Raw genomic sequence first — 21,559 nt, forward strand, 5'->3', positions numbered from 1 at the left:
ATCCCTCACTTTCAGAGTGAGGGTTTTTTATGCGCGCCGTACATGGCTCATGTTGTTCCAGTGAGTCACGATAGAGTGCGGTGTTTCTGGCTTTGAAAAATAGTAACCTTGGATCTGTTCACAGCCCATAGCATAGAGTTTCTCCAGAGCTTCTTGGTTCTCCACCCCTTCTGCGACGAGATCAACTCGAAGTTGATTTGCCAATTGAATAATCAACCAAACTACGCGCTCCGCTGTTTCGTTACACACCATGTTTTTGATAAAAGTGGCATCAATTTTAATGCAATCGATGGGGTAGCTATGGATGTAATTCAAGCTCGAATAGCCAGTGCCAAAGTCATCAAGCGCGATGGTAAAACCAAGTAGTCTGAGCTTATCTAAGATGTATCTAACTTCACTGGTTTGTGAAAGTAGTACTGTTTCGGTGAGCTCAATTGTGAATTCATTAGGCTCAAAGCCGTATTGAGTAATGGTTTGCATTAAGTGTTCGAGATAGCGCTTGGAGTTGATCAGTTCATGTGCCGAACAGTTAAGTCCTAATTTTACCTTGTAGCCTAAGCCCTCCTCTAGCTCAACTTTTGCTAGGCATGCCAGCTCAACAATGCGTTCTCCTAATTCCACAATTAAACCTGACTGCTCAGCAGTATCGATAAACTCAATCGGTGAAATCGCACCCAGAGTTTCGCTATTCCAGCGAGTGAGAATCTCAAAATAGTTCCACTGTTCTTGGTGACGACTGACGATCGGTTGCGCCACCACAAATAGTTCACTATTTTTACTGGTTAACTTATTGAGTTCACGGCGTAGAGCTTCTGTGATTTGGGTTTGACGATGGTATTGGTCACTCAGATGGGTATCATAGCAACGGATATTACTACCGCGAGTTTGCTTACACTCTTTGAGTGCTAAACAGGCATTGAGAATCAGTTGATCGGCCGTGATTGTCTCTTGAGTTTTCCTTGAAATGCCAATGCTTAAGCTAATTTTAATGCGATGTGATGCATCGACATAACCTGTATTTAGCTTATCCAATATACAGCGGCAGATTTGCAACGGATCATTAGAGAAGGTGATAAACGCATATTCATCCCCTGCGATTCGAAATGCCAAATTCTCTTCCGGAACGCTTTTAATGATGGCATTAGCCACAAACTTAATGATTTGGTCGCCAATATAGTGCCCATATAAGTCATTGATCGATTTAAAATTATCGATGTCTAAATAAGCAAGAGTAAACGGTTCATTGGTTGTTTCAACTAAGCGTTCTAATTTGTCAGCTAGATAACTGCGGTTCATTAAATCGGTCAGGTTGTCGTGAGAAACTTCGTAACTAAGTTGATTAACCAAGCTGTCAGAGCGTTCGCTCAACCACTTATTGCGCAGGCTGTGAACGACTATGTTCGCAATGATTCGGTGGTAGCCAATCACGAATTCCTCATCTTCGATGGGAGAATAGAAGGTAGACACTAGCATTCCGAGTATTTCGCCATTCTTGGCACGTAGGGGAATACCGATATAGGCATCAATCTTATTTTCAATTAGAAACTTGTCATCAGGAAAAATTTTGGTCACTTGTGATGGAAACAGACAGTATTCCTGTTTTGATTTCCACACTTGCTCACACGGTGTTCCCCTGAGCGGATAACCCGTGTCGTTGTTGTCTGGCGTCTCACCAGCATGAGATAAGGTGTGAGCTCTGTAATGCCATTTGTCTAACTCGACGATGCATGTACAGCAGGTTTGAAAATGTGTATGCAGCACCAATGTGGCCCGATCATGTAACTCAGAGCCATCGAGCAGCATGAGCTCGTTAATGGTGTTTAGACTAACTGCATCCCTAGCCAATGATGTTTTAGTCATATGTCGTACTCTGTTTTTTTAGAATATGCACTTAGTGACTATGGTCGACATTGCGCAGTTTTGCCACTCGCAATGATGGGTACTTGAGACGTAAAAAAATAAAATATTGGTTATTCAGCGGCTTAGTTGCAGAGTTTTATGAGTACTTTTTTGTCTAGGGTAAATTTGCTCTGGTGGACAATTTTGTGATGGAAATAGACGTAACCCCAATTTAGTTACCTAGCTTCATTCGTTAATTTTTCTTTTAAGTAGTTGAGAAATAAATGAGTTCGAGTGTGTTGATAATCAAGTTTAGGGTAATAAGCGTAAACCGTTGCTTGATCAACGGTGATATCGGGTAGCAAACGTACCAGATTGCCCAAACGTAGCTCTTCTTTGACCATCACGTCGTTGGTGACAATCACTCCCATGCCATTTTTGCCTGCATAGAAAAGTGCTTCTGGATTGGTTGTCGCGAAGTTACCCGATAACGATAGGCGTTTGCCCGTTGAGGTTTTTAATTCGCGCGTTGTGTGTTCTCCCCAAATCAAGACATTGTGCTGTTGAAGCTGTTCGGCAGATTTGGGCATACCATATTTTTCAATATAGTTAGGAGAAGCATAAAAGCCGGCCCTATGTTCAAATAGGGGTGAGGCTTTAAAACTGAGGGAGTTGAGTTGGTCAATTTCTCGGCTGATGAATAAATCAAGGTGAAGTTCGGGCAATTGCCCCGGAGTTGTTGTGGTCAGTTGGATTCGAATGTCAGGGTAGCGCTGTAGAAATTCATCTAAATACTGCACCAAAAATTTTGAGCCCACAGAGAGTGTCGCCCCAATTTTTAGCAGGCCAGCGGGAGTTTGGCTGACAGAGCGTGTTTCATCAACCACCGATTGCCAACTTTCAAGTTGTGCTTTTGCTCGCTCATAAAAGAGAGCACCCGCTTCGGTTTGTGTCACCGTTCGTGTGGTGCGCTTAAGTAACTGCACGCCAATTTTCTCTTCCAGCCAATGTACTCGTTTACTGATGGCTGAGCTGGTGGTATTGAGCTTACGTGCCGCGCCGTTAAAGCTGCCTTCTTCAACCACACGCATGTATGTTTTAACATTTTGTATCCAATCCATTGCTACCCTACTCATTCCTCATTGGAACTAATTCATTTCCTGAGTGCTTTATTATCAAATCTGAGTTGCCAATATATACTGAAAACGTATTTTGACACCACATCTACCGACGATAAGAGCTCACTTAGCAACCCATGAAAACTCTCGCTAGCACACCATTTAAAAAGACGCCGATGTTATTGGCGATGATGATCATTGCCACGGGCCAAGTTGGGGTGAGCATCTATTTACCTGCACTGCCGCTGATCAGCCGAGACTTAATGGTTGACCAAGCCAGTATTCAATGGCTCGTCACGCTCTTTTTAGTGGCGTTTGGGATGTCACAGCTTTTTTACGGGCCATTGTCTGATGCGGTTGGTAGACGCCCGACATTTTTACTCGGGCAGGGGATCTACTTGGCCGGTACAGTATTGTGTGTCTGTTTTTCGGATAATTTTCATGCGTTGGCTGCTGGTCGCCTACTGCAAGGGCTTGGCGCGGGAAGTGCTTCTGTTCTTGGCCGCAGTGTGCTGCGCGACAGTTATGATGGTCTGCAATTAACAAAGGCGCTTTCTTACATCGCCATCACCGCCTCAATTATGCCAATTATTGCCCCTGTGCTCGGTGGGTGGCTTGCCTTTCATTTAAGTTGGCAGTCCGTGTTTGTGTTCGTATTAGTGTATATCTGTACCATTTTTATTTTAGGTTGGTGGATATTGCCAGAAACGTTGCCATACGCGAAACATCGGTTTCAACCGAAGGCCGTATTGCATAACTACTTGCTACTCTTGAAAAATTCCCAAGTGCTGACCAGCGCCAGTTACAACTGGATCAGCTATTTATCTAGTTTAGTGACTCTGTCGGTGCTGCCTTTTCTCTTGCAAAACAAGCTGGGGTTAACGGCCGCCGATTATGGAACCGTAATGATCGTCCCTTCCGCGGGTTTGATGATAGGCAGTGTTGCCGTTAACTTACTCAATGATCGTTTTTCATCCCAACGTTTACTTGCTTTGGCGATTGTCATTATGGCTTTTGCCGGTGTTTGGTTACTGATAACACCGATGAGCGTGTTCAATTTAGTGTGGGGATTTACTTGGTTAACGATTGCGCAAGGTATCTCATTTCCATTATCCACCAGCATGCTGCTCGGGCCACACAAAACTCAAGCGGGTTCCGTTGCGGCTCTATCTGGCTCCATTCAAATGTGTTTAGCTGGATTTTTAGGGGGATACTTGGTGGAAAGATGGATCACGAGTCAGATGTCGCTAGGCTGGTTCTATTTAGCAACCAGTTGCGCTATGTTTTTGGTGTTGTGTTCTTCCTATCGCTTACGTCAAACCAAATTCGCTTAATGCTGTTTATACCCTTCCGGTTTGAAGTGGTTTAAGTCTAGTGGTGCATTTACATCGTACATGTCGGCACAAGAGAAATAATTTGAGGTATAATCTCGGCGACATTAATTCGACGGAAAAATCAATGCAACAAGATGAATTTCAAGCATTAGTCAAAAGCTTGTGCGAGCAAAAAACACTTCCTCAAGCGTTAGATATGCTGAAAGTATGTGAAGATCAAGATATTGCTGAAGCAGCCTTATCGTTAGTGGGTCAGTTTGCTTTAGCCGAAGTGGATGGGGAGCAACGCATTTACCACGTCGTGTTGCAAGAAAATGAGCAAGGTGAAGAAGAAGAGTTTGTCGAACACATTATGAATGAAGGCGATGACGTTATTAAGTTTGTTGCTTGGTTTTTTGAAACCATGTTTGAAGTTAAGCAGAAAGAAACTTACTTGGCTGCTGGTAAAACCTATAAGCAGCCTAAACGCGGTTAACTGAAAATTAATTACTTTATTTTGTGACTCAAGTCTTGTTTTTGTTCTTTTTTGGACTAATATACACCTCGTCAGGTAAATAAATTACATGTTGAGGTGATTCATGGGTTATGAATTAGGTGGTGCTTACGTTGGTCAATTGGTCGCAAAAAAAGCGATGTATGATGCAATGCATGGCAAACCACAAGCAAAGAAAAAGTCTTTCATTAAAACGCTAGTGAAGAAATTCAGCAAATAGTGAATGCCTAAGAATCAAAAAGCCCTAGCTTGGTAACAAGCTGGGGCTTTGCTTTATTTACTGGGGTAAAAATGACTGTGCAAATTCGTCCACCATTCGTCCACAAAGAGCCCGTATACCATTACTGACTAAAGAGTCGGCGGTTTCTGAGGTGTCAGTACTTTTTCTTCTAAAGTAACCAGATGCTCTGGGGCACTACTGACTTTTTTTGGTTAGCCAATCTTCCAATTTATCACATCCGCCGATATAGCGGCTTTCTAGCCAAATTTGTGGCACGGTGACGGGCGTTTTTTGACCGATGATGGCTTTAACTTCTGGGATCATCCGGTACAGCGCCGCACTTTCTTTGACGACATCATGATAGGTGTATTGAATTCCCGCTTCATCCAGCAATTTCTTTGCTTTTACGCAGTACGGGCAAGTGGCTTTTCCATACACAATATTGCCAGTTAACTCGTCACGTTGTGCCCATTCTTTGATCACCGATTGAACCAAAATACCTCGATTTAACGCTTCTCCTTGGCTGATCACTTTACCTTCAACGACCAATATTGGGGCGTGCCATGCGCCCAATTTCAAGGGTTCCCACCAGTACGATAGCCAGTCTTTGACTTCTAACTCGATGGGAATGCCCTCCAGTTCATTGTTGAAGGTGTCAGTCAAAATGTCTTTGGTGAGCGTACACTCGCCGCAAGGGATGGTGACTTTAAATGGACCCCAACTTCCAGCCCATCGGTATAGTGTGATTTTTATCGGTTTTGCCATCGTGTTTTCCTCAAGAAGCATTGCTTAGAGAATAGGAAAGAGTTGAGTGACTTTTTATTTCAACGCGAAGATTTTTTTGTTTCCCAGTGAGTAATAAAGGCCACTGAAGCGATAATGATGGCAGCGCCAAGCCATAATCGCCCGGGTGGTGCCCAGCCAAACACTAACCAACCCGCCAAAACATTCAGTGGCAGCTTCGCGTGATCAAAAGGTTGCACAAAAGACGCATCTGCCACCGCATAGGCTTTAACGATCGCCCATTGAGCCAGTGCTGTCATCGCACCCGCAAAAAGCAATATGAGCCATAGAGTGCTCCCTTGAGGTGTTTGCCAATCTGGTAAAGCGAGCAGTAGATTGAACGGTGTGATCAGTACCAAAAGGTAGACCACCATAGTAGACGGTGAGTCATGGGCAGACAGTTTTTTCACCATCAAAGAGTAACAAGCCCAAAAAAATGCCGCGCCAACAGGCAGCAACGATGCCCAGTTGAAATCGTCAGCCCAAGGTTCAAGGATGATCATCGCCCCGACAAAGCCAGTTAATGTTGCTCCCCAGCGTGCTGTACCCACTTTCTCTTTTAAAAAAAGGCCTGAGCCAATCGTGGCAAACAGAGGAGAGGTCATCAGCAGTGCAATACCTTGCCAAATGGGTACGGGATAGGCGAGTGCCCATAACCAGAGTTGTATGCCAATCACAGATAAAAACACACGGAAAATATGCATGCTTAAATGCTCGGTGCGCAGCGAGTAGCGGATCCCTAACGTTGATAAATACGGCAAAATAACGACTAACGCGATGGCATATTGAACCAGCGCCACCGTGGTAGATGACAGGCCATAATTGATACTGGCGACTTGAGCAAGGCTATTGACTATCGCAAAGGCGAGGCCTGCGATTAGCATCCAACTTGCCCCTTGGATTGGGTGGTGAAGTATTTTGGTCATAGAGAAGAGGGTTATAGAAAAAGTCGTTGAATCATACTGACTTATCAGCGTTAAACCAATCTCTGAAATGAATGGAGTGGTTCAATAAATTTGAGCAAGTGTTATCCCTGCTGATTCCCACTTGTCTGAAACGCCAAACATTTTGCGTATGGGCTGTGGTTATGGGATAAAAAAAGCCCCCTTAAAAAGAGGGCGAAAGAACATGAACGGCCAGTGCTCTGCCTTAGCACTGAAAAGAAGCACAAACGCTGCCATGCATTTGTACTTATTCCATAGCAGGTTGTGTGCCACCTTTAACTTATTGAAAAATAGTGAACTTATATTGTTGGCTCTGTTAAGCATGGTCTAGCCTAGTGCAATGTGTTTCATTTTGGTGCAATACCGGCAAATAAAAAAGGCCAAGCGAGTGCCTGGCCAAAAGGATGATATCCTTAGGGAGTATATGCGTTCGTATAATTAAAATTAGAAGTTGTAACGTAGACCTAGGCGAATAGAGTCTTTTGCATCATACGCAGTGCCGAGGTCTTTTTTATCTAGGTTGTTCATTTTGTAGGCAACGTAAGTGTAGATTGATTTATTGAAATCATAACGCCCTGTCAACTCAGCAAAATCACTTTTCGTCGTTGTGACGTTTGCAGTTTCATTTTCCGTTTTTTGATACACACCAATCAAGCGGAAGTTACTTGTGATTTTGTATTGCGCAGCAAATTCAATCCCGTTGAATTCGCTCTTCGCTTTATCGTCCAAATCCCCTTGTGTATAGGTCAGGCCTAAGTACAAATCGTCCAACGTGTAATTCACACCGGCAATAATTTGATTCGCCGCACCTTGGCCTGTGCCATTATCGTTGCTTGCGTAGCCCAAGCCTAAACCAAGGCCGATAGGTAAGTTATAAATTGCAGAAAGACCGAAGCCATCGGTGTCTTTTTCTTCGCCTGCAATAAAGCTTGCTTTCACATTGAGGGCATCAAATGTACCTGCGTAGAGGAAAGTGTTGTTGATTTGCTCATTACCTGCGTTGATGAACTCTTTTTGAGCGCCAGTATAAGTACCGATGTCTGACATTTGAGAAATTTGCACGCCAGCCGTATCTTGGCGGCCGACAGAAATAGCACCAAAATCAGCTTGTAAACCTGCAAATAGGTAACGTTGGTTGAAATCAGAATTTTTATCGTTGCTGGCGGAGGAATTAACCGTTTGCTCTGCTTCATAGGTTGCAAAACCTTTCAAAGAGTCAGAGATTTCTGTTGAACCTGTAATGTTCAAACGCGCACGGCTTTTGTTTTTCATCGTGCCTTCAATTTCTTTGCCTTTGTCATCACCACCGAAATCGCCACGAAATTCTGCACGTCCACCAACTTTAAGCTCATTTCCATCCGCTTTGTAAACGGTCGCAGCAAAAGAAGAACCTGATACCAATGCTGTAAGAATTGCGGTTGCGATTGTTGTTTTTTTCATTTTATTTACCTTATTCATAATCAATGAGCTTCAGTGCTCGAACGGTTTGATGTGAGTAAAGTAGATGTTTTAAATGAATGTTTAATTACTGATTCATGATGTTTACATGTTGTTTTTATTGATGATTTATTAAAGAGAATGTTATGTAGTGATGTTCAAAATAGTCAAGGTGCCATGAATTTTGAGTCGAAGATCTTACTTTTATCTAATGAAGATGCAAATCCATTCACTCGCGCTGTAGATGAGGTAAACTCGACGATCTTAGTCATCTCAAGGAAGAGTATATGTATTCGGTTCGTTTGGATAAACAGAAGATAACCCCGTCTAAAGTATTGTGTGTTGGACGGAACTATATTGAACATATTCAAGAGCTTAATAACACAATTCCAGAACAAATGGTGGTGTTTAATAAACCCAACACGAGCATCACAACCACTCTATCCTCGTTTCACCAAGAGACGCTTCACTATGAAGCTGAAATTTGTTTTTTGATCAAAAAAGGTCAATATAGCGCGGTTGGTTTGGGGTTAGATCTGACTAAGCGAGTACTGCAATCTCAGCTTAAAGCAAAAGGTTTACCTTGGGAGAGGGCGAAAGCATTTGACGGTTCAGCAGTACTTAGCCGATTTGTGCCATTGCATGGTATCGACATCAATAAGTTGCAGTTAGAGCTATTCATCAATTGTGTTCGGGTTCAGTGCGGTGGTGTAAACCAAATGATCTATTCACCCGCCATCATTTTAGAAGAGCTGAAATCTTACACATCGCTGTGTGATGGTGACGTTGTGATGACCGGAACGCCACAAGGAGTTGGAGAAGTGCATTGTGGCGATCTCTTTTTAGGGCGTCTTAAATGTGGAGAGCAGACCTTAATCGAGATTGAATGGCTAGCGCAATAAAACTGATTTGCGCTATTCGGGCTGCGGTTATTATCAGTATTAACCGCAGCCTCTGTCTTTAATGGGCTAAGAGCGTTAAATTTAGCAAAAAGAAAGTCGCCATGCTGATGATCGTGGTCAGCAGGACATTCTTGGTTCTCCATGCAATCAGTCCCGCTAATGCTGCGGCCCACAAGTAGGGATTATGGCGATCAAGCCAAAGTGTTTGCTCTGGCAGGAACACAATCGGAGCCCAAATAGCAGTTAATACAGCAGGGCTAGAATAAGTGAGTAAGCGCTGGATAACTGGGTTGAGACACAGCGGTAATTTAGGCTCTAAGAACAGATAACGGCTCATAAAGACCAAAGCGGTCATGGCGAGGATAGAAAGCAGAATCATCGTTGGTTCCTCCTGCTCGAACAGAGTAAAACTTCAGAAACATAACCTGCACACATTGCGCCAATGCTTGCTAGCATTAAGCTACCTTCAACTTGCCAAAGAGTCAGGCTTACCGATAACACTAGGGCACTGATGACAGCAACGAGTATCGGTATGTTTTTAATGTTCGGAATGACAATGGCGATAAAAGTAGCCGCGACTGCAAATTCCAACCCCAACTCGTTTAAAGCGGGGATGTAGCTGCCTGCAATAATGCCGACCAGTGTGGCCAAATTCCAAACTAAATAGAAGCTTAAACCTGCACCAAGCGCGTACCAACGGTTAAACTGTTTTTCATTTTGTTGTCCGCAGACCGCAAACAGCTCATCAGTGAGCAGAAAACCCAGAATTAAACGCCAACGTGTCGGGAGTGGGCTGATTTTGCTGCGCATGGAAACGCTGTAGAGAAAATGGCGAGAAGTGATGAAAAATGTGGTGATCAGCAGAGTCAACAGCCCTGCACCTGTTTTAAACATCCCCGTGGCGACGAGTTGCGCTGAGCCTGCAAATAAAACCGCAGAGAGTGCTTGGCTCTCTAATACGGTCAGGCCACTTTCAATCGCAAATGATCCTGCCAATAAGCCCCATGGTAAAACGGCAATACTCAGCGGTAGCATGGCCAGTGCGCCTTGCCCAAAGAGGCGACCTCGAGGTTCCAAATGTACGTGGTTCAATAGTGTGCTATCCATAGTAATTCCTTTGCTGGAAGTGATGAATCTATCAAGCCACAAGGTTGGGTCAAGCGATTGTACAAAATTGCGCATACAACTGTCATCCACTGGAGGGAAAAGAGCGTTGTAGTCGCAGGCATTGTTCACCTAAACAGATGAAATAAAAATGCCGCCAACAATGAACTGAAGACGGCCTGTTATTTCGTTGTGCTTATCCAGCAATGAGTGCTACAAGCTGTGTTGGTGTTCTGCGATAAGCATCGCCATTTGCTCGTCAGCTTTTTTCTCGGCGCTGGCGAAATCTTCTCCTGCTTCAAAGGTTCCGACGACCTCGTAATAGCATTTCAATTTAGGCTCAGTGCCCGACGGGCGGACAATCACTCTCGCTCCGCCTTCCAAGTGATAGGTCAATACATCGCTAGCAGGAAGTTGAATCACTTGCGTTGTTCCATCGGCAATATAACGTGTTAGTGATTTGAGATCGTCGATCATGAGCACTTTTCGACCGGCGATTTCCGTTGGCGGTGTGGCGCGAAGCTTATCACCGATCGGCGGTGAGTTAGGGTCTAACTTAATGCTACGTTGTGCATTAATGTAAAAACCGTGCTGGCGGTAAATGGTTTCGAGTTGATCCCAAATAGTCTTACCTTGGCTGTATAATTCGGCCGCTAGTTGTGCAAATGCCACCATGGCCGAAAGGCCATCTTTATCCCAAACGGTTTGCCCTATGGTGTAACCTAATGCTTCTTCATAGGCGAATAAGAACTGCTGTTCATCGCTTTGTTGTTGCATCGCCACGTTAGTCAACCATTTAAAGCCAGTCAAGGTTTGGTAGTATTTTGCACCTTTCGCCTGCGCAATATTACCGAGTAAACTGGATGAGACGATGGTGTTGCCAACCAACTGCTTTGAGGCATCGGTTTTGGAGAGCAAATAGTCCCCAAATAGTGTGCCAACTTGATCGCCAGTCAGCATTTGGTATTGACCATCCGCTCGTTGTACTGCAACGGCAAATCGGTCGGCATCTGGGTCGTTGGCGCAGGCCAGTTGTGCATTTTGGGCATGGGCTAACGCGATAACCATATCCATCGCCCCCGGCTCTTCAGGGTTCGGGAAGTTGACGGTCGGGAAACGGCCATCCGGCTCTCGTTGTTCCTTTACACTGATGACATGGGTAAACCCAGCGTCATGCAGCAAAGTTTCAGCCATCTCAGCGCCGACACCATGCATCGCGGTATACGCAATGGTAAGGCATTGCGGATCAGTGTGGTGGTTTAACAATGGGCTTTGATTGAGGGTACGACGGTAAGTTTGGTAATACTCTTCTGTTAGCCATTGCAAAAGGCCTTGTTGGTGCGCGTTGTCTAACGGCATCAGAGAAATAGCTCGCGTTGCCGCTAAGTCGATTTCTGCTGCAATACCTGAATCGTGAGGCGGGATAATCTGTGTACCATTTTCCCAGTACACCTTAAAGCCATTGTATTCGGGTGGGTTGTGACTGGCGGTGACTACGACTGCGGCGGCGGCATTAAAGTGTTTTACCCCAAAAGCGACTACTGGGGTCGGTGCCACTTTATGCGTGAGATACACTTTGATCCCCAGCGCGGCGAGTACTGAGGCGGTATCATGTGCAAATTGCTGAGAATCTGGCCGGCCATCATAGCCAATCACCACCCCACGTGTTTTGGCATTGCTGACTTGTTGAATGAGGTAGTGCCCTAAACCCGTCGCCGTTTCTTGAATTACTAGGCGGTTCATACGATTAGGGCCGCATCCCACCATGCCGCGTAAACCTGCGGTGCCGAACTCAAGGCGTGATTGAAAGCGAGCTTTTATCTCATCTAACTGATGCTGATCGACTAGTGCTTGTAGTTCTTGGCGAGTTTTAGGATCGGGATCTTTTTCTAACCATTCGGAAACGTGTTGCATCATGGTTTCACCTTCTTACATTCATGTTGAATTAATTCTAACTGATATTCATTCTCAATAATGGGGGCGCAATCGCTAAACATCGTTCTTATTTTGTTTCTCATCACGTGTTGCTTCTCTTTGATTGGTTGCGCAACTGACGCTGACAAATTCAGTGTTATCTAGTTAGAGTGATGAAGCGAGAGATGGCGTAAACTGCGTAGCTCGAGCCGCCTAAACAGTAAAGAGAGGCTTAAACATAAACCCAAGTATGCACCGCCCACTAACAACCATATTTCAAAAATAAGCCCAGAAGAGTTAGCGATTTCTGTGCCAACAAACGTCATTTCTTGAATTGAAATTAGCGATACAATCGAAGAATCTTTGACCAAAGAAATCGCTTGCCCAGCTAAAGCCGGCGTGATCGCCGCCAATACTTGAGGGGCAATGACGTATCGGTATTTTACCCATCGAGACAGCCCTAAAGAGTGCGCTGCTTCCCACTGACCTTGAGCGATTCCGGCCAAACCTGAACGAACAACTTCAGCGATGTAGGCCGATGAAAGCATCCCAATACACACAATTCCAGAGAACAAATTTTCCCATAGATGAGAAGGACCAAACAGCCAATGCTGAATGACATTGGTTGGCTCATGGTGTTCCCGTAGTAGGTTTTCTAGGCCCAACAACGGGATCAGTTGATTGGAGACAAAAAAATAAAAAATGAACACGAAAACCAGCGGCGGAATGTTCCTAACTAATTGCACAAAAGCGTTAGCCGGAATTCTGAACCACGAAAAATGAGAGTGGCGTGCTACGCCAAGCAGTGTGCCTAACACAAGGGCCAGCACCATCGCCCAGACACTTAAGCGCAAAGTAGCAACTAACCCCTGAAAGAAATAAGGGATAGCACCATGGCTCGTTGGGGTGAAAATCAGAGCAAAAGCTTCTTGCCAACGCCAATTATAATTCACCCCAAGCTCGGCTCGGTGCGTTAACCAAATAACAAAGCCTAACAGTGCTACGAGTAACGCATAATCGAGCTTATTGAGCGATAATTGTAGCCATGGTTTAAGGCTCCGTTTTTCATACAGTACGGTTTTTGTTCTATTCACATCCGCCCCTCAGGCTATTGCCCTGAGACGATTTGGTTTTGCCAATCTAGCGTTGAGAACCAATATTCGTAGCGTTCACTTAACCAGCCGTCATTGGTTCGTTCAATAATCCATTGATCAAAAAAGGCTTTTTTGTCCTCTTCACCTAAGCGAACGGCAAACGCTTCGTTTCCTTTGGACAACCGTTCATTGAAAGGAATGAACAGTTTGTCACTGTGTTTCACTGTTTCATGTTCAGGTTTAGGGCTTGACGCAATCACGGCGTGTGCTTGGCCGTTTAATACTTCTTGAAAGGCTTGTGCATCGTCATCAAATTGCAGAATTTTGGCTTTGGGGAAGGTTTCACGAGCGACTTGAACGGTAAATGCTCCGCGTCGCGCTGCGATAGTCACTCGACGAGAGTTGAAGTCTTCAATGGTGGAAAAGCCATTAGCTAAGGATTGATTGGCAGCAAGCTGCACGCCTGAATGTGAGTAGGGGGTGGTAAAGAGCACGCTTTTCGAGCGTTCTGGCGTGATAGACATGCCGCCGATAATGACATCAAATTTCTGTGCTAAGAGTGCTGGAATAATGCCATCCCACGCGGTAGGTACAAATTCCACTTTCCAACCTGAATCTTCAGCAAGACGTTTGGCAACATCAATTTCAAAGCCAATTAGGTCGCCTTGCTTGTCGCGCATTGCCCAAGGCACAAACGTAGACATACCCACACGCAATGTGCCTCGTTCAGTGATTTTATCAAGGCTAGGCGTTTCACTGGCAAAGGTGGGTATGGAAATGGTTATCCCTAGTAACATGGTCAACCCGAGCGATAGAGCGGCGATAGCCTTCAATCCAGCGCGTTGCCACGCTTTTGGTGCAGATTGCTGCATGATGTTCTCCTTTTAAGGATGATTATTGAGCGCGCCATTGCGCCCCGAGTTTGTGTTCTAACCATGCTGAAAACCCTGATAAAGAAAGAGTTAACAGTAAATAAATTGCAGCGACGGTAAACCATATTTCAAATGGCATCGCCGTTTCTGAGACAATATTTCTACCTTGAGTGGTTAAGTCAAAAATAGCCATCACACTGACGATAGACGAGTTTTTAATTAATGACACGACTTCATTGGTCAGTGGAGGTAATGTACGTTGGATAAGTTGCGGTAAGATCACATCAACATAGGTATAAAAACGAGAAAGCCCTAATGTTCGTGCCGCTTCAAACTGTCCCTTCGGAATGCTGTTTAAACCACCACGAAACACTTCGGCAGTATAAGCGCCTTGAAACAGTGCCAAAGCTAAAATGGCAGTAGAGAAGCGATCTAAGCCCAGCACTGGGCCAAACACAAAATAGAGCAGGTATATCTGCACCAGTAGCGGCGTGTTGCGGATAAGCTCAATATAAATATTGGCCAACCAACGCCCTACCACAGAATTGGAAAGCTTCAACAAAGCGGTTGTTAAGCCAATGACCAGCGTAAAAAATAGGCTGACCGTTGAGATTTGTACCGTGACGGCTAACCCTTCGAGCAGTTCCGCGGGCCACCATTCACCCTCGTCGTAAAAAGCGATGAAATCAGGCACACGATGCCATTGCCACTGGTAACCCATAGCATGTGCGCCAGAATCAAGTATCCATACCATCCCCGCAAGCAATAGAACTATCTGTATTAGAGCGGAGAAGATCGGTTTTATCAGTACTTTTATCATCAATGGCTCAATATTTGGTTGAGAAACTGTTGAGTTCTTGGGTGTTTTGGCTGACGAAATATCTCTTCCGGCGTAGCGATCTCGAGAATTCTTCCTTCATCCATAAAAATGACGCGATCCGCTACTTTTCGGGCAAAACCCATTTCATGAGTGACGCACATCATGGTGATGCCATCTTGAGCAAGATCTACCATGACATCCAGCACTTCCTGGATGGTTTCAGGATCGAGAGCTGAAGTGGGTTCATCAAACAATAAAATTTCTGGTTGCATACAGAGTGAGCGTGCAATGGCAACACGCTGTTGCTGACCGCCAGATAATTGCACCGGATATTTGTCAGCTTGGTCAAGAATATTCACTCGCTGTAAAAAATGGCTCGCTCTTTGTCTTGCGGCTTGCTTACTCAATTTCAGTGTACGAATTGGAGCTAAAATAAGGTTTTCAATCACCGTCAAGTGAGGGAAAAGGTTGAAATGCTGGAAAACCATACCGATTTTTCCCGCAGGCTGTGTGATGTCGGAATGGTTAGAGTTCAGGGTGATCTTGCCCGCGGTGATAGCTTCTAACCCATTGACCGTTCGGATTAATGTTGATTTTCCTGAGCCTGAAGGGCCACAAACGACTAAGATTTCCCCTCGACGAACCTGAAGAGTAATGTCTTTCAAAGCGTGAAAATTATTGTACCACTTGTTTACTTTTTCAAACTCTATCGCATTCATGGTTGAATATCTTGTTGCTATTTTGTTATCACCTACCTTAGCAATATCAACGAGATAATGCACCTACGAAGCTCATATTAGCGTTAATTTGTGGGTTCCAGCTCAAGAGTGTAACTATTTTTTTACGCAATGATAATTTTGTAAAAAAGTAGCCAATATTGCCTTTTGTTGAAAATAATGATTGAAGTTGTGGTTTTTAGTAGATAAGTTACAGGGGAGAGCCGAAAGCAAGGCTGCGTATAGATCCAACCTGTCCGTTGTTCGGTAGGCAGTAGAAAAGAATAAGGAAGAAGTAAGCAATGTTTCAGACTGATGATGTAAAAATTAAACGAGTTAAAGAGTTATTACCTCCTGTTGCGGTTCTAGAAAAGTTTCCGGCAACAGAAGTTGCTTCTTCAACCACATTTCAGGCTCGAGAAGCCATTCATAATATTCTACAAGATAAAGATGATCGCTTATTGGTGATCATTGGCCCATGTTCAATTCATGATCCTCAAGCGGCTGTTGAATATGGAAAACGTCTTAAAGTGTTGCGCGATGAACTAGGTGATCGCCTTGAAATTGTCATGCGTGTCTATTTTGAAAAACCTCGTACGACCGTCGGATGGAAAGGGCTCATTAACGACCCTTATTTAAATGATACCTATAAAATTAACGATGGTTTACGCATGGCGCGTAAGTTACTGCTTGATTTGACCGATATGGGGATGCCGACAGCGAGCGAATTTTTGGATATGATCACACCGCAGTATGTGGCTGACCTTATCAGTTGGGGTGCTATTGGTGCTCGTACAACAGAATCTCAAGTTCACCGTGAACTCGCATCGGGTCTATCTTGTCCGGTTGGGTTCAAAAATGGGACAGATGGCAATATCAAAATCGCTTCTGATGCGATTCGCTCTGCCAGTGCATCGCACCATTTCTTGTCGGTCACTAAGTATGGTCATTCGGCCATCATTCAAACGGCAGGCAACCCTGATTGCCATATCATTCTACGAGGTGGTAAAGAGCCAAACTACAACGCTCAACATGTCGCGGCTATCAAGCAGGAACTAGAAATCTCCGGTTTACCACAAAAAGTGATGATTGACTTTAGCCACGCAAACAGCTCTAAACAGTACCAGCGTCAACTTGTGGTATCACAAGATGTGAGCGAGCAGATTGCATCGGGTGAACATGCTATTTTTGGTGTGATGATTGAGTCTCATCTCGTTGAAGGACGTCAGGATCTCGTGGATGGTTGTGCGGCCACTTATGGTCAATCGATTACGGATGCATGTATTGGCTGGGATGACACTGAAGTGGTATTGCGTCAGTTGGCTGATGCGGTAGAGGCGCGTCGCGCACGCTAAATATGGCGTCACTCTATAATATAAAGTATCAACAGAGCTCCCGATTTGGGGGCTTTTCTATTTAGGCTTAGACTCAGCTCTGATCGCGTCACTTTAAGCGCTATGGTTGTGCAAAATGCTCAGATAATGCTGAACGACGATTTTTACTTGGGTCGCCGTTTTCATCGTTTTCCACCGTGCTTTCATAGCCTTGTTTGATAAAGCGTTGTAAAGGCATGACAGGTTCAATGCGCTTGAGTTGGGGGGAGTTTGTTGTCCCAGCAAGTTGGTAAATGGTCACGCCACTACCAGTGTTAATCACAATTTTATCCCCATCATATTCAAACTGAGTGCTGACTAAGCGATTATTTCGAAACACGCCATTTGAATTGAGAGTTAGAACCTCAGTGCTATAACTGGGTGTACCGATTTCGATCCATGAACCATAGACATTTTTGGGGCTTGTATACTCTTGATAGCTCACTAAAAGTAAAGTGGCAAAACTAGCTGCGATAGTGAACAGCACTATCCAAAAAAGACTTTTTAATACCCACTTTTTTTTCATAGGGTGACCTGAAGAGGCTTTATTTGCATGCGTGAAACCCTTAACTGCCATTCCCACTCCATAACGTAAGCAATCAGCGACTAGTACCGGTAAGGCTAACCAATTAAAACAAGGTTAGAGAGTGGAATATGTCGTGTGGTTTAGCAAATGTCACACTGGAAAATATGATCTTTTTTCCAAAACTAGTACTAATGGATGACAAGATGAACATTGCATCATGAATTTTGTTGACTTACCGATCAGTATAGGTCGCGTTTCACTATTTGTTTAATCCCAATTGCCACTTGTGTATTTTTACGATTTCAGATAAAACGGCTTACAAACGTGTTATTCACCATATTTTGGTGGTTTATTTTACAAGGAAGAGAAATGATCAAAGAAAACACATACTTCGACGGGGCTGTTAAATCTTTAGGTTTTGCTCACCAAAGTGGTGACAGTTCGGTGGGCGTAATGGCTCCTGGCGAATACACCTTTGGCACGGCCGCTCCTGAGCGTATGACAGTCATCAAAGGTTCGTTAACGATAAAGCGTTTAGGGGATGAACACTGGTCTACATTTAAAGCGAATGAATCTTTTGAAGTCGCTGAGAATTCGTCCTTTGATTTGAAAGTTGCCGAAGCAACAGCTTATTTGTGCGAATATTTGTAGTTGAAATAGGGCTTAAAAGCCCTATTTCTTATCGAGCTGTTAAGCCAAATTTTGCATAGATGGCTTCGATCCTTCCACTTTTTACCATTTCAGACAGAGCGTTTTGTAATGCATCCGCTTGTGGATGGCTTTTAGGCATACCGTAATAGTTGCCGATAGTGTTTGGATAGTAGTAGGTTGCTACTTGGTAGTTACTAAAATTGATTGTTTTTAATTCCACTTCTAGCGCAGGTAAATCCAATACGATAACGGTATCTATTCTCTTTGCCTCTAGCATTCTTGCTAGGTTGAAGTCATCATTAACAACCGTTCTATTTATCTCTTTGTCTTGATCAAACGCTTCGAAATAAGCGGTACCTCTTTTCACACCGACATTCAGCTCTCGTAAATCTTGATAATTGTTGATTGCTGGCCCATCACTGCGAGTGACAAAAACAATATTCCGTGTTTGCTCACTTATAGGACCGATAAAGCGAACAAATGCTTCTCTGTCTGCTGTTCGTATGACACGTGGAACAATGTCAACAGTACCATTTTCTAAAGTAGCAAGGCTGCGAGGAAATGGAATGTTTCGCCACTCGATATCGAAGCCCATATTTTTTGCTGCTTCTTCAATGATTTCCTTTAATGGGCCGCTGATTTTTTGACCATCTGGACTGATCACCATTTCTGGTGGTCGATGCCTAAAATCAGCTTTAAGGGTGTTAGCAAAAAGCGTTGAGCTGATCAGCACTGCTGCCAATGAAATGAGAATATTTCTAGTCAATACCCACATATTTCGTGCCTCTCGTCAAATTTACTACTTGAGTATAGGCAAACTTTCTGAGAACCCCAAAATGACACTTAAGATCAGCCGGATGGCTACCCTATGATTAATACTGTTCAAACACACCTGAGTTGTAGTCTTTAATTGCTTGTTCTATCTCAGAAAATGAGTTCATTACAAACGGCCCATAATGCACTACAGGTTCATCAATGGGTTGCCCCATTAGCAACAATACTCCGCTCGTATCATTGGCTTTTAATGTTAAGAACTCACCTTTTGAGAGCAACGCTAGCTCGCCTTGCTCCAACACTTTACTGCCTAGCTGTGCATTGCCTTTGTAGGTAAATGCCATGACATTAAAGTGATTTGGAGTGGCGATCTCTAATTGGCTACCCGGTGTTGCTTGCCAGTCGGCTACACTCAATTTAACGCCCGTTTTTGTTAATGGGCCAGTTACTATCTGGTTGCCACAAGTGACATCACCCGCAAGTACTCTCAGCAGGCCAGCCTCTTGGGAGTGGTATTCGGTAATGGTTTCGGGTTGAAAGTCGTGGTATTGCGCTGGCGCCATTTTTTGGCTAGCAGGCTGATTGATCCAAATCTGAAAACCGTGCAACTGACCTTCAGTCATGATTGGCATCTCGCTATGAATAACACCTCTTCCTGCGGCCATCCATTGGGCACCACCAGAGCGTAATTCACCGACATTACCCATATGATCTTGATGTTGGAAATGCCCATTTAGCATATAAGTGAGAGTTTCGATTCCTCGGTGTGGATGAGGAGGGAATCCGCCAATATAATCGGCTTTTTGATCAGATTTAAATTCATCGAGCATTAAAAATGGTGAAAAATTAGCGTTATTAAAGCCAGCAACACGGCTAATTTTTACGCCATCTCCATCCGAAGTGGGTTGTGCGGGGATTATCTGTTTTATTTCACGTTGCGTTAGCATAATGATTCTCCTTGTCGGTATAACATCAGTCTAAGACAAGGTGCTGATAAAGAAGAGCGCTGTGTTTTGAAGGTCTTCGTCGAGAAATTCGAACATATCTTGAGGGGGGCTATAATTAAAGTAGGTTGGATCACGAGGAGGATGCCCAATGTCTATGTTGCCCAAACATGAAGATCAGAATCCGCATTATGATCCCAAAGAGGATTTTACGCTTGAGCAGATGCACCGATTTACCAAGGTGGCTAATCAAGCGCAGAAAAATCGCGATACGCTTGAACAGCTCAGTGATAAAGACGTTTCCATTGTTGAAGCAGCAAGGCGTGCGGCAATGAGGCCAGTGATTCACCCTAAACCAAATAAACCTAATACAGCACGCTACGCCGCATGGATGGTGGTGGTATGTGCAGTAGGTTTGTGGATTATGTATATGACTCGCTAGCTTTCTTTATTGGTGTCACTGTTGCTGAATGGGTTGCAGTAGATGCTTCAGTATGGTCAAGTGAAATATGTTGGTAATACTGATATTGATTTTTGCCGTTGTGTTTTGCTGCGTACATCGCTTTGTCTGCGCACCGAGTCAGCTCGGCCAAGTTATCAGCATCAGAAGGAAACAAAGCAGCGCCGATGCTGACGGTGAGGTTATTGATCATTTCTGACCCTTGATATTTATCCTCAAACAGATAACAAATCCGGTTGAGAACACCATCCAAATCCTTAACCGTTTTGATATCGTAAAGTAGTAGCACGAACTCATCTCCGGCAAATCTCGCGATGGAGTAATCGTGTTTATCGGTCTTCCGGTCTTTATTTCGGACGTTGTTTTTTAAACGATTGGCGAAATATTGCAAGACTCGATCCCCGACCTCATGTCCGTAGCTGTCATTAATGGACTTGAAATTATCAATGTCTAGAAAGACGAGTGCGGTGATGGTTTTTTTATCAGTCTGCTGGGAGAGTTTTTCACGTGCCCAAGTTTCGAAACTCCAACGATTGGCGAGCCCAGTCAGTTGGTCGGTGTAGGCAAGGTCTTCAATTCCCTCTTGATAAAGATGCTGGATATAGCAAACCGCTTTGTTGTAGTAGTAAGAGGAAATATGACACATGCAACAGAGTGCGATGAGACTGAGAAAAAACCGATCTATGGGGAGATATTGAGGAAGAATATCGGCACCGGAGAGTTGTACTGAGACGCCAATTAGCATAAAGAAACTACAGCTAAAAACTAAGCCTATTCGAAAGTCATTAATGAAGATCACCGCCGCAATAATTGGAAACAACCACAGCACATTGCCGACCATATGCTGTCCATATAGTAGTAATATGACCCCTTTTGTTAACAAGATGGCACTGAGGAATAAATCGGCATAGGAGGTGTTATCTGAGTGATGGTAGAAATAAAGGTAATTAGAGGCAATGGCGATCAAGCATAATAAATTAAAAGTGCTCAGGTAATATTGCTGTTCAAGAAAATGAAGAATGCCATAAAAGGCGAAAAGTAGCACAGACACAAACGAGCATAAGGCAACGACCCTACGCTTGCGTGACGCTCGCATATTGGCCATCTCTTCTAAATGTCTACCTACCAGTTCAGTCATACTCGATCTCGATGCTATCCTAAAGTATTAGATACCGAGTTAAGTCTAGAATAAATAACAGAGTTTTGCGGACGAAGTGCATGGAGTCAGTTAAAAAATACAA

General features: G+C 44.1%; 23 protein-coding genes. 7 read left to right on the forward strand and 16 right to left on the reverse strand.

Features of this window, described 5'->3' with window-relative positions:
• Positions 1-27 precede the first annotated feature (27 nt).
• On the reverse strand, positions 28-1,860 hold the full coding sequence (locus AACT23_RS02740) for a putative bifunctional diguanylate cyclase/phosphodiesterase (RefSeq protein ID WP_013868105.1): 1,833 nt from the start codon (positions 1,858-1,860) through the stop codon (positions 28-30).
• Positions 1,861-2,075: 215 nt separating this feature from the next.
• The gene (locus tag AACT23_RS02745) at positions 2,076-2,960 is read right to left on the reverse strand and encodes a LysR family transcriptional regulator (protein ID WP_026027569.1); all 885 of its coding nucleotides are present in this window, start codon (positions 2,958-2,960) and stop codon (positions 2,076-2,078) included.
• Between the two features lie 134 nt (positions 2,961-3,094).
• Here AACT23_RS02745 and AACT23_RS02750 point away from each other — a divergent pair, with 134 nt between their 5' ends.
• The 3 genes from AACT23_RS02750 to AACT23_RS02760 all read left to right on the forward strand — a co-directional run bounded on the left by AACT23_RS02750 (position 3,095) and on the right by AACT23_RS02760 (position 5,004).
• Entirely contained in the window at positions 3,095-4,291 is a 1,197-nt protein-coding gene (locus AACT23_RS02750; RefSeq protein WP_013868102.1) for a multidrug effflux MFS transporter, read from the forward strand.
• 124 nt (positions 4,292-4,415) lie between these two features.
• Positions 4,416-4,766, forward strand: coding sequence for a hypothetical protein (locus AACT23_RS02755; RefSeq protein WP_026027938.1), 351 nt, complete (start codon positions 4,416-4,418; stop codon positions 4,764-4,766).
• A 103-nt stretch (positions 4,767-4,869) separates the two neighbouring features.
• A complete protein-coding gene (locus AACT23_RS02760) occupies positions 4,870-5,004 on the forward strand; it encodes a hypothetical protein (RefSeq protein WP_094128057.1) in 135 nt (44 codons plus the stop codon).
• 195 nt (positions 5,005-5,199) lie between these two features.
• On the opposite strand, the gene AACT23_RS02765 is transcribed toward AACT23_RS02760, so the two are convergent.
• The 3 genes from AACT23_RS02765 to AACT23_RS02775 all read right to left on the reverse strand — a co-directional run bounded on the left by AACT23_RS02765 (position 5,200) and on the right by AACT23_RS02775 (position 8,171).
• The gene (locus AACT23_RS02765; protein WP_176428650.1) at positions 5,200-5,769 is read right to left on the reverse strand and encodes a glutaredoxin domain-containing protein; all 570 of its coding nucleotides are present in this window, start codon (positions 5,767-5,769) and stop codon (positions 5,200-5,202) included.
• Between the two features lie 59 nt (positions 5,770-5,828).
• A complete protein-coding gene (locus AACT23_RS02770; protein WP_013868098.1) occupies positions 5,829-6,713 on the reverse strand; it encodes a DMT family transporter in 885 nt (294 codons plus the stop codon).
• 462 nt (positions 6,714-7,175) lie between these two features.
• Positions 7,176-8,171, reverse strand: coding sequence for a porin (locus AACT23_RS02775; RefSeq protein ID WP_176428651.1), 996 nt, complete (start codon positions 8,169-8,171; stop codon positions 7,176-7,178).
• A gap of 284 nt (positions 8,172-8,455) precedes the next feature.
• Between AACT23_RS02775 and AACT23_RS02780 the strand changes: the two genes are divergently transcribed.
• Positions 8,456-9,070, forward strand: a complete 615-nt coding sequence (locus AACT23_RS02780) for a fumarylacetoacetate hydrolase family protein (RefSeq protein WP_094128070.1) — start codon at positions 8,456-8,458, stop codon at positions 9,068-9,070.
• A 58-nt stretch (positions 9,071-9,128) separates the two neighbouring features.
• Here the strand turns inward: AACT23_RS02780 and AACT23_RS02785 are convergent, their stop codons facing one another.
• From AACT23_RS02785 to AACT23_RS02815, 7 genes are all read right to left on the reverse strand, one after another.
• A complete protein-coding gene (locus AACT23_RS02785) occupies positions 9,129-9,449 on the reverse strand; it encodes an AzlD domain-containing protein (protein WP_094128073.1) in 321 nt (106 codons plus the stop codon).
• The gene (locus AACT23_RS02790; protein WP_026027571.1) at positions 9,446-10,177 is read right to left on the reverse strand and encodes an AzlC family ABC transporter permease; all 732 of its coding nucleotides are present in this window, start codon (positions 10,175-10,177) and stop codon (positions 9,446-9,448) included. Before AACT23_RS02790 ends, AACT23_RS02785 begins: the two co-directional genes overlap by 4 nt.
• Before the next feature lie 210 nt (positions 10,178-10,387).
• The gene (locus AACT23_RS02795) at positions 10,388-12,091 is read right to left on the reverse strand and encodes a phospho-sugar mutase (protein ID WP_094128076.1); all 1,704 of its coding nucleotides are present in this window, start codon (positions 12,089-12,091) and stop codon (positions 10,388-10,390) included.
• Positions 12,092-12,249: 158 nt separating this feature from the next.
• Complete coding sequence (locus AACT23_RS02800) at positions 12,250-13,161, reverse strand: amino acid ABC transporter permease (protein WP_404206153.1); 912 nt, start codon at positions 13,159-13,161, stop codon at positions 12,250-12,252.
• 35 nt (positions 13,162-13,196) lie between these two features.
• Positions 13,197-13,979, reverse strand: coding sequence for a transporter substrate-binding domain-containing protein (locus AACT23_RS02805; protein ID WP_176428652.1), 783 nt, complete (start codon positions 13,977-13,979; stop codon positions 13,197-13,199).
• Between the two features lie 97 nt (positions 13,980-14,076).
• On the reverse strand, positions 14,077-14,874 hold the full coding sequence (locus tag AACT23_RS02810; RefSeq protein ID WP_094128079.1) for an amino acid ABC transporter permease: 798 nt from the start codon (positions 14,872-14,874) through the stop codon (positions 14,077-14,079).
• Entirely contained in the window at positions 14,874-15,593 is a 720-nt protein-coding gene (locus AACT23_RS02815) for an amino acid ABC transporter ATP-binding protein (RefSeq protein ID WP_047687789.1), read from the reverse strand. Before AACT23_RS02815 ends, AACT23_RS02810 begins: the two co-directional genes overlap by 1 nt.
• 299 nt (positions 15,594-15,892) lie before the next feature.
• On the opposite strand from AACT23_RS02815, the gene aroG reads away from it, so the two are divergent.
• The gene (gene aroG / locus AACT23_RS02820; protein ID WP_094128082.1) at positions 15,893-16,945 is read left to right on the forward strand and encodes a 3-deoxy-7-phosphoheptulonate synthase AroG; all 1,053 of its coding nucleotides are present in this window, start codon (positions 15,893-15,895) and stop codon (positions 16,943-16,945) included.
• Positions 16,946-17,045: 100 nt separating this feature from the next.
• On the opposite strand, the gene AACT23_RS02825 is transcribed toward aroG, so the two are convergent.
• Positions 17,046-17,489 carry a DUF2850 domain-containing protein gene (locus tag AACT23_RS02825; RefSeq protein WP_026027337.1) on the reverse strand — a complete coding sequence of 148 codons (444 nt, stop codon included), beginning with the start codon at positions 17,487-17,489 and terminating at the stop codon, positions 17,046-17,048.
• Between the two features lie 369 nt (positions 17,490-17,858).
• On the opposite strand from AACT23_RS02825, the gene ppnP reads away from it, so the two are divergent.
• Entirely contained in the window at positions 17,859-18,140 is a 282-nt protein-coding gene (ppnP, locus tag AACT23_RS02830; protein WP_026027338.1) for a pyrimidine/purine nucleoside phosphorylase, read from the forward strand.
• A 28-nt stretch (positions 18,141-18,168) separates the two neighbouring features.
• Here ppnP and AACT23_RS02835 read toward each other — a convergent pair whose 3' ends face one another.
• Positions 18,169-18,915 carry a substrate-binding periplasmic protein gene (locus AACT23_RS02835; RefSeq protein WP_094128085.1) on the reverse strand — a complete coding sequence of 249 codons (747 nt, stop codon included), beginning with the start codon at positions 18,913-18,915 and terminating at the stop codon, positions 18,169-18,171.
• Between the two features lie 97 nt (positions 18,916-19,012).
• On the reverse strand, positions 19,013-19,861 hold the full coding sequence (locus tag AACT23_RS02840; protein ID WP_094128088.1) for a pirin family protein: 849 nt from the start codon (positions 19,859-19,861) through the stop codon (positions 19,013-19,015).
• Between the two features lie 148 nt (positions 19,862-20,009).
• Here AACT23_RS02840 and AACT23_RS02845 point away from each other — a divergent pair, with 148 nt between their 5' ends.
• On the forward strand, positions 20,010-20,300 hold the full coding sequence (locus tag AACT23_RS02845; RefSeq protein WP_013868082.1) for a hypothetical protein: 291 nt from the start codon (positions 20,010-20,012) through the stop codon (positions 20,298-20,300).
• Here the strand turns inward: AACT23_RS02845 and AACT23_RS02850 are convergent.
• Positions 20,281-21,456, reverse strand: coding sequence for a GGDEF domain-containing protein (locus tag AACT23_RS02850; RefSeq protein WP_013868081.1), 1,176 nt, complete (start codon positions 21,454-21,456; stop codon positions 20,281-20,283). The genes AACT23_RS02845 and AACT23_RS02850 overlap by 20 nt on opposite strands.
• Positions 21,457-21,559 lie beyond the last annotated feature (103 nt).

This window comes from Vibrio sp. V09_P4A23P171 (genome assembly GCF_963875615.1).
In the GTDB taxonomy this organism is placed as follows: Bacteria; Pseudomonadota; Gammaproteobacteria; order Enterobacterales; family Vibrionaceae; genus Vibrio; species Vibrio anguillarum.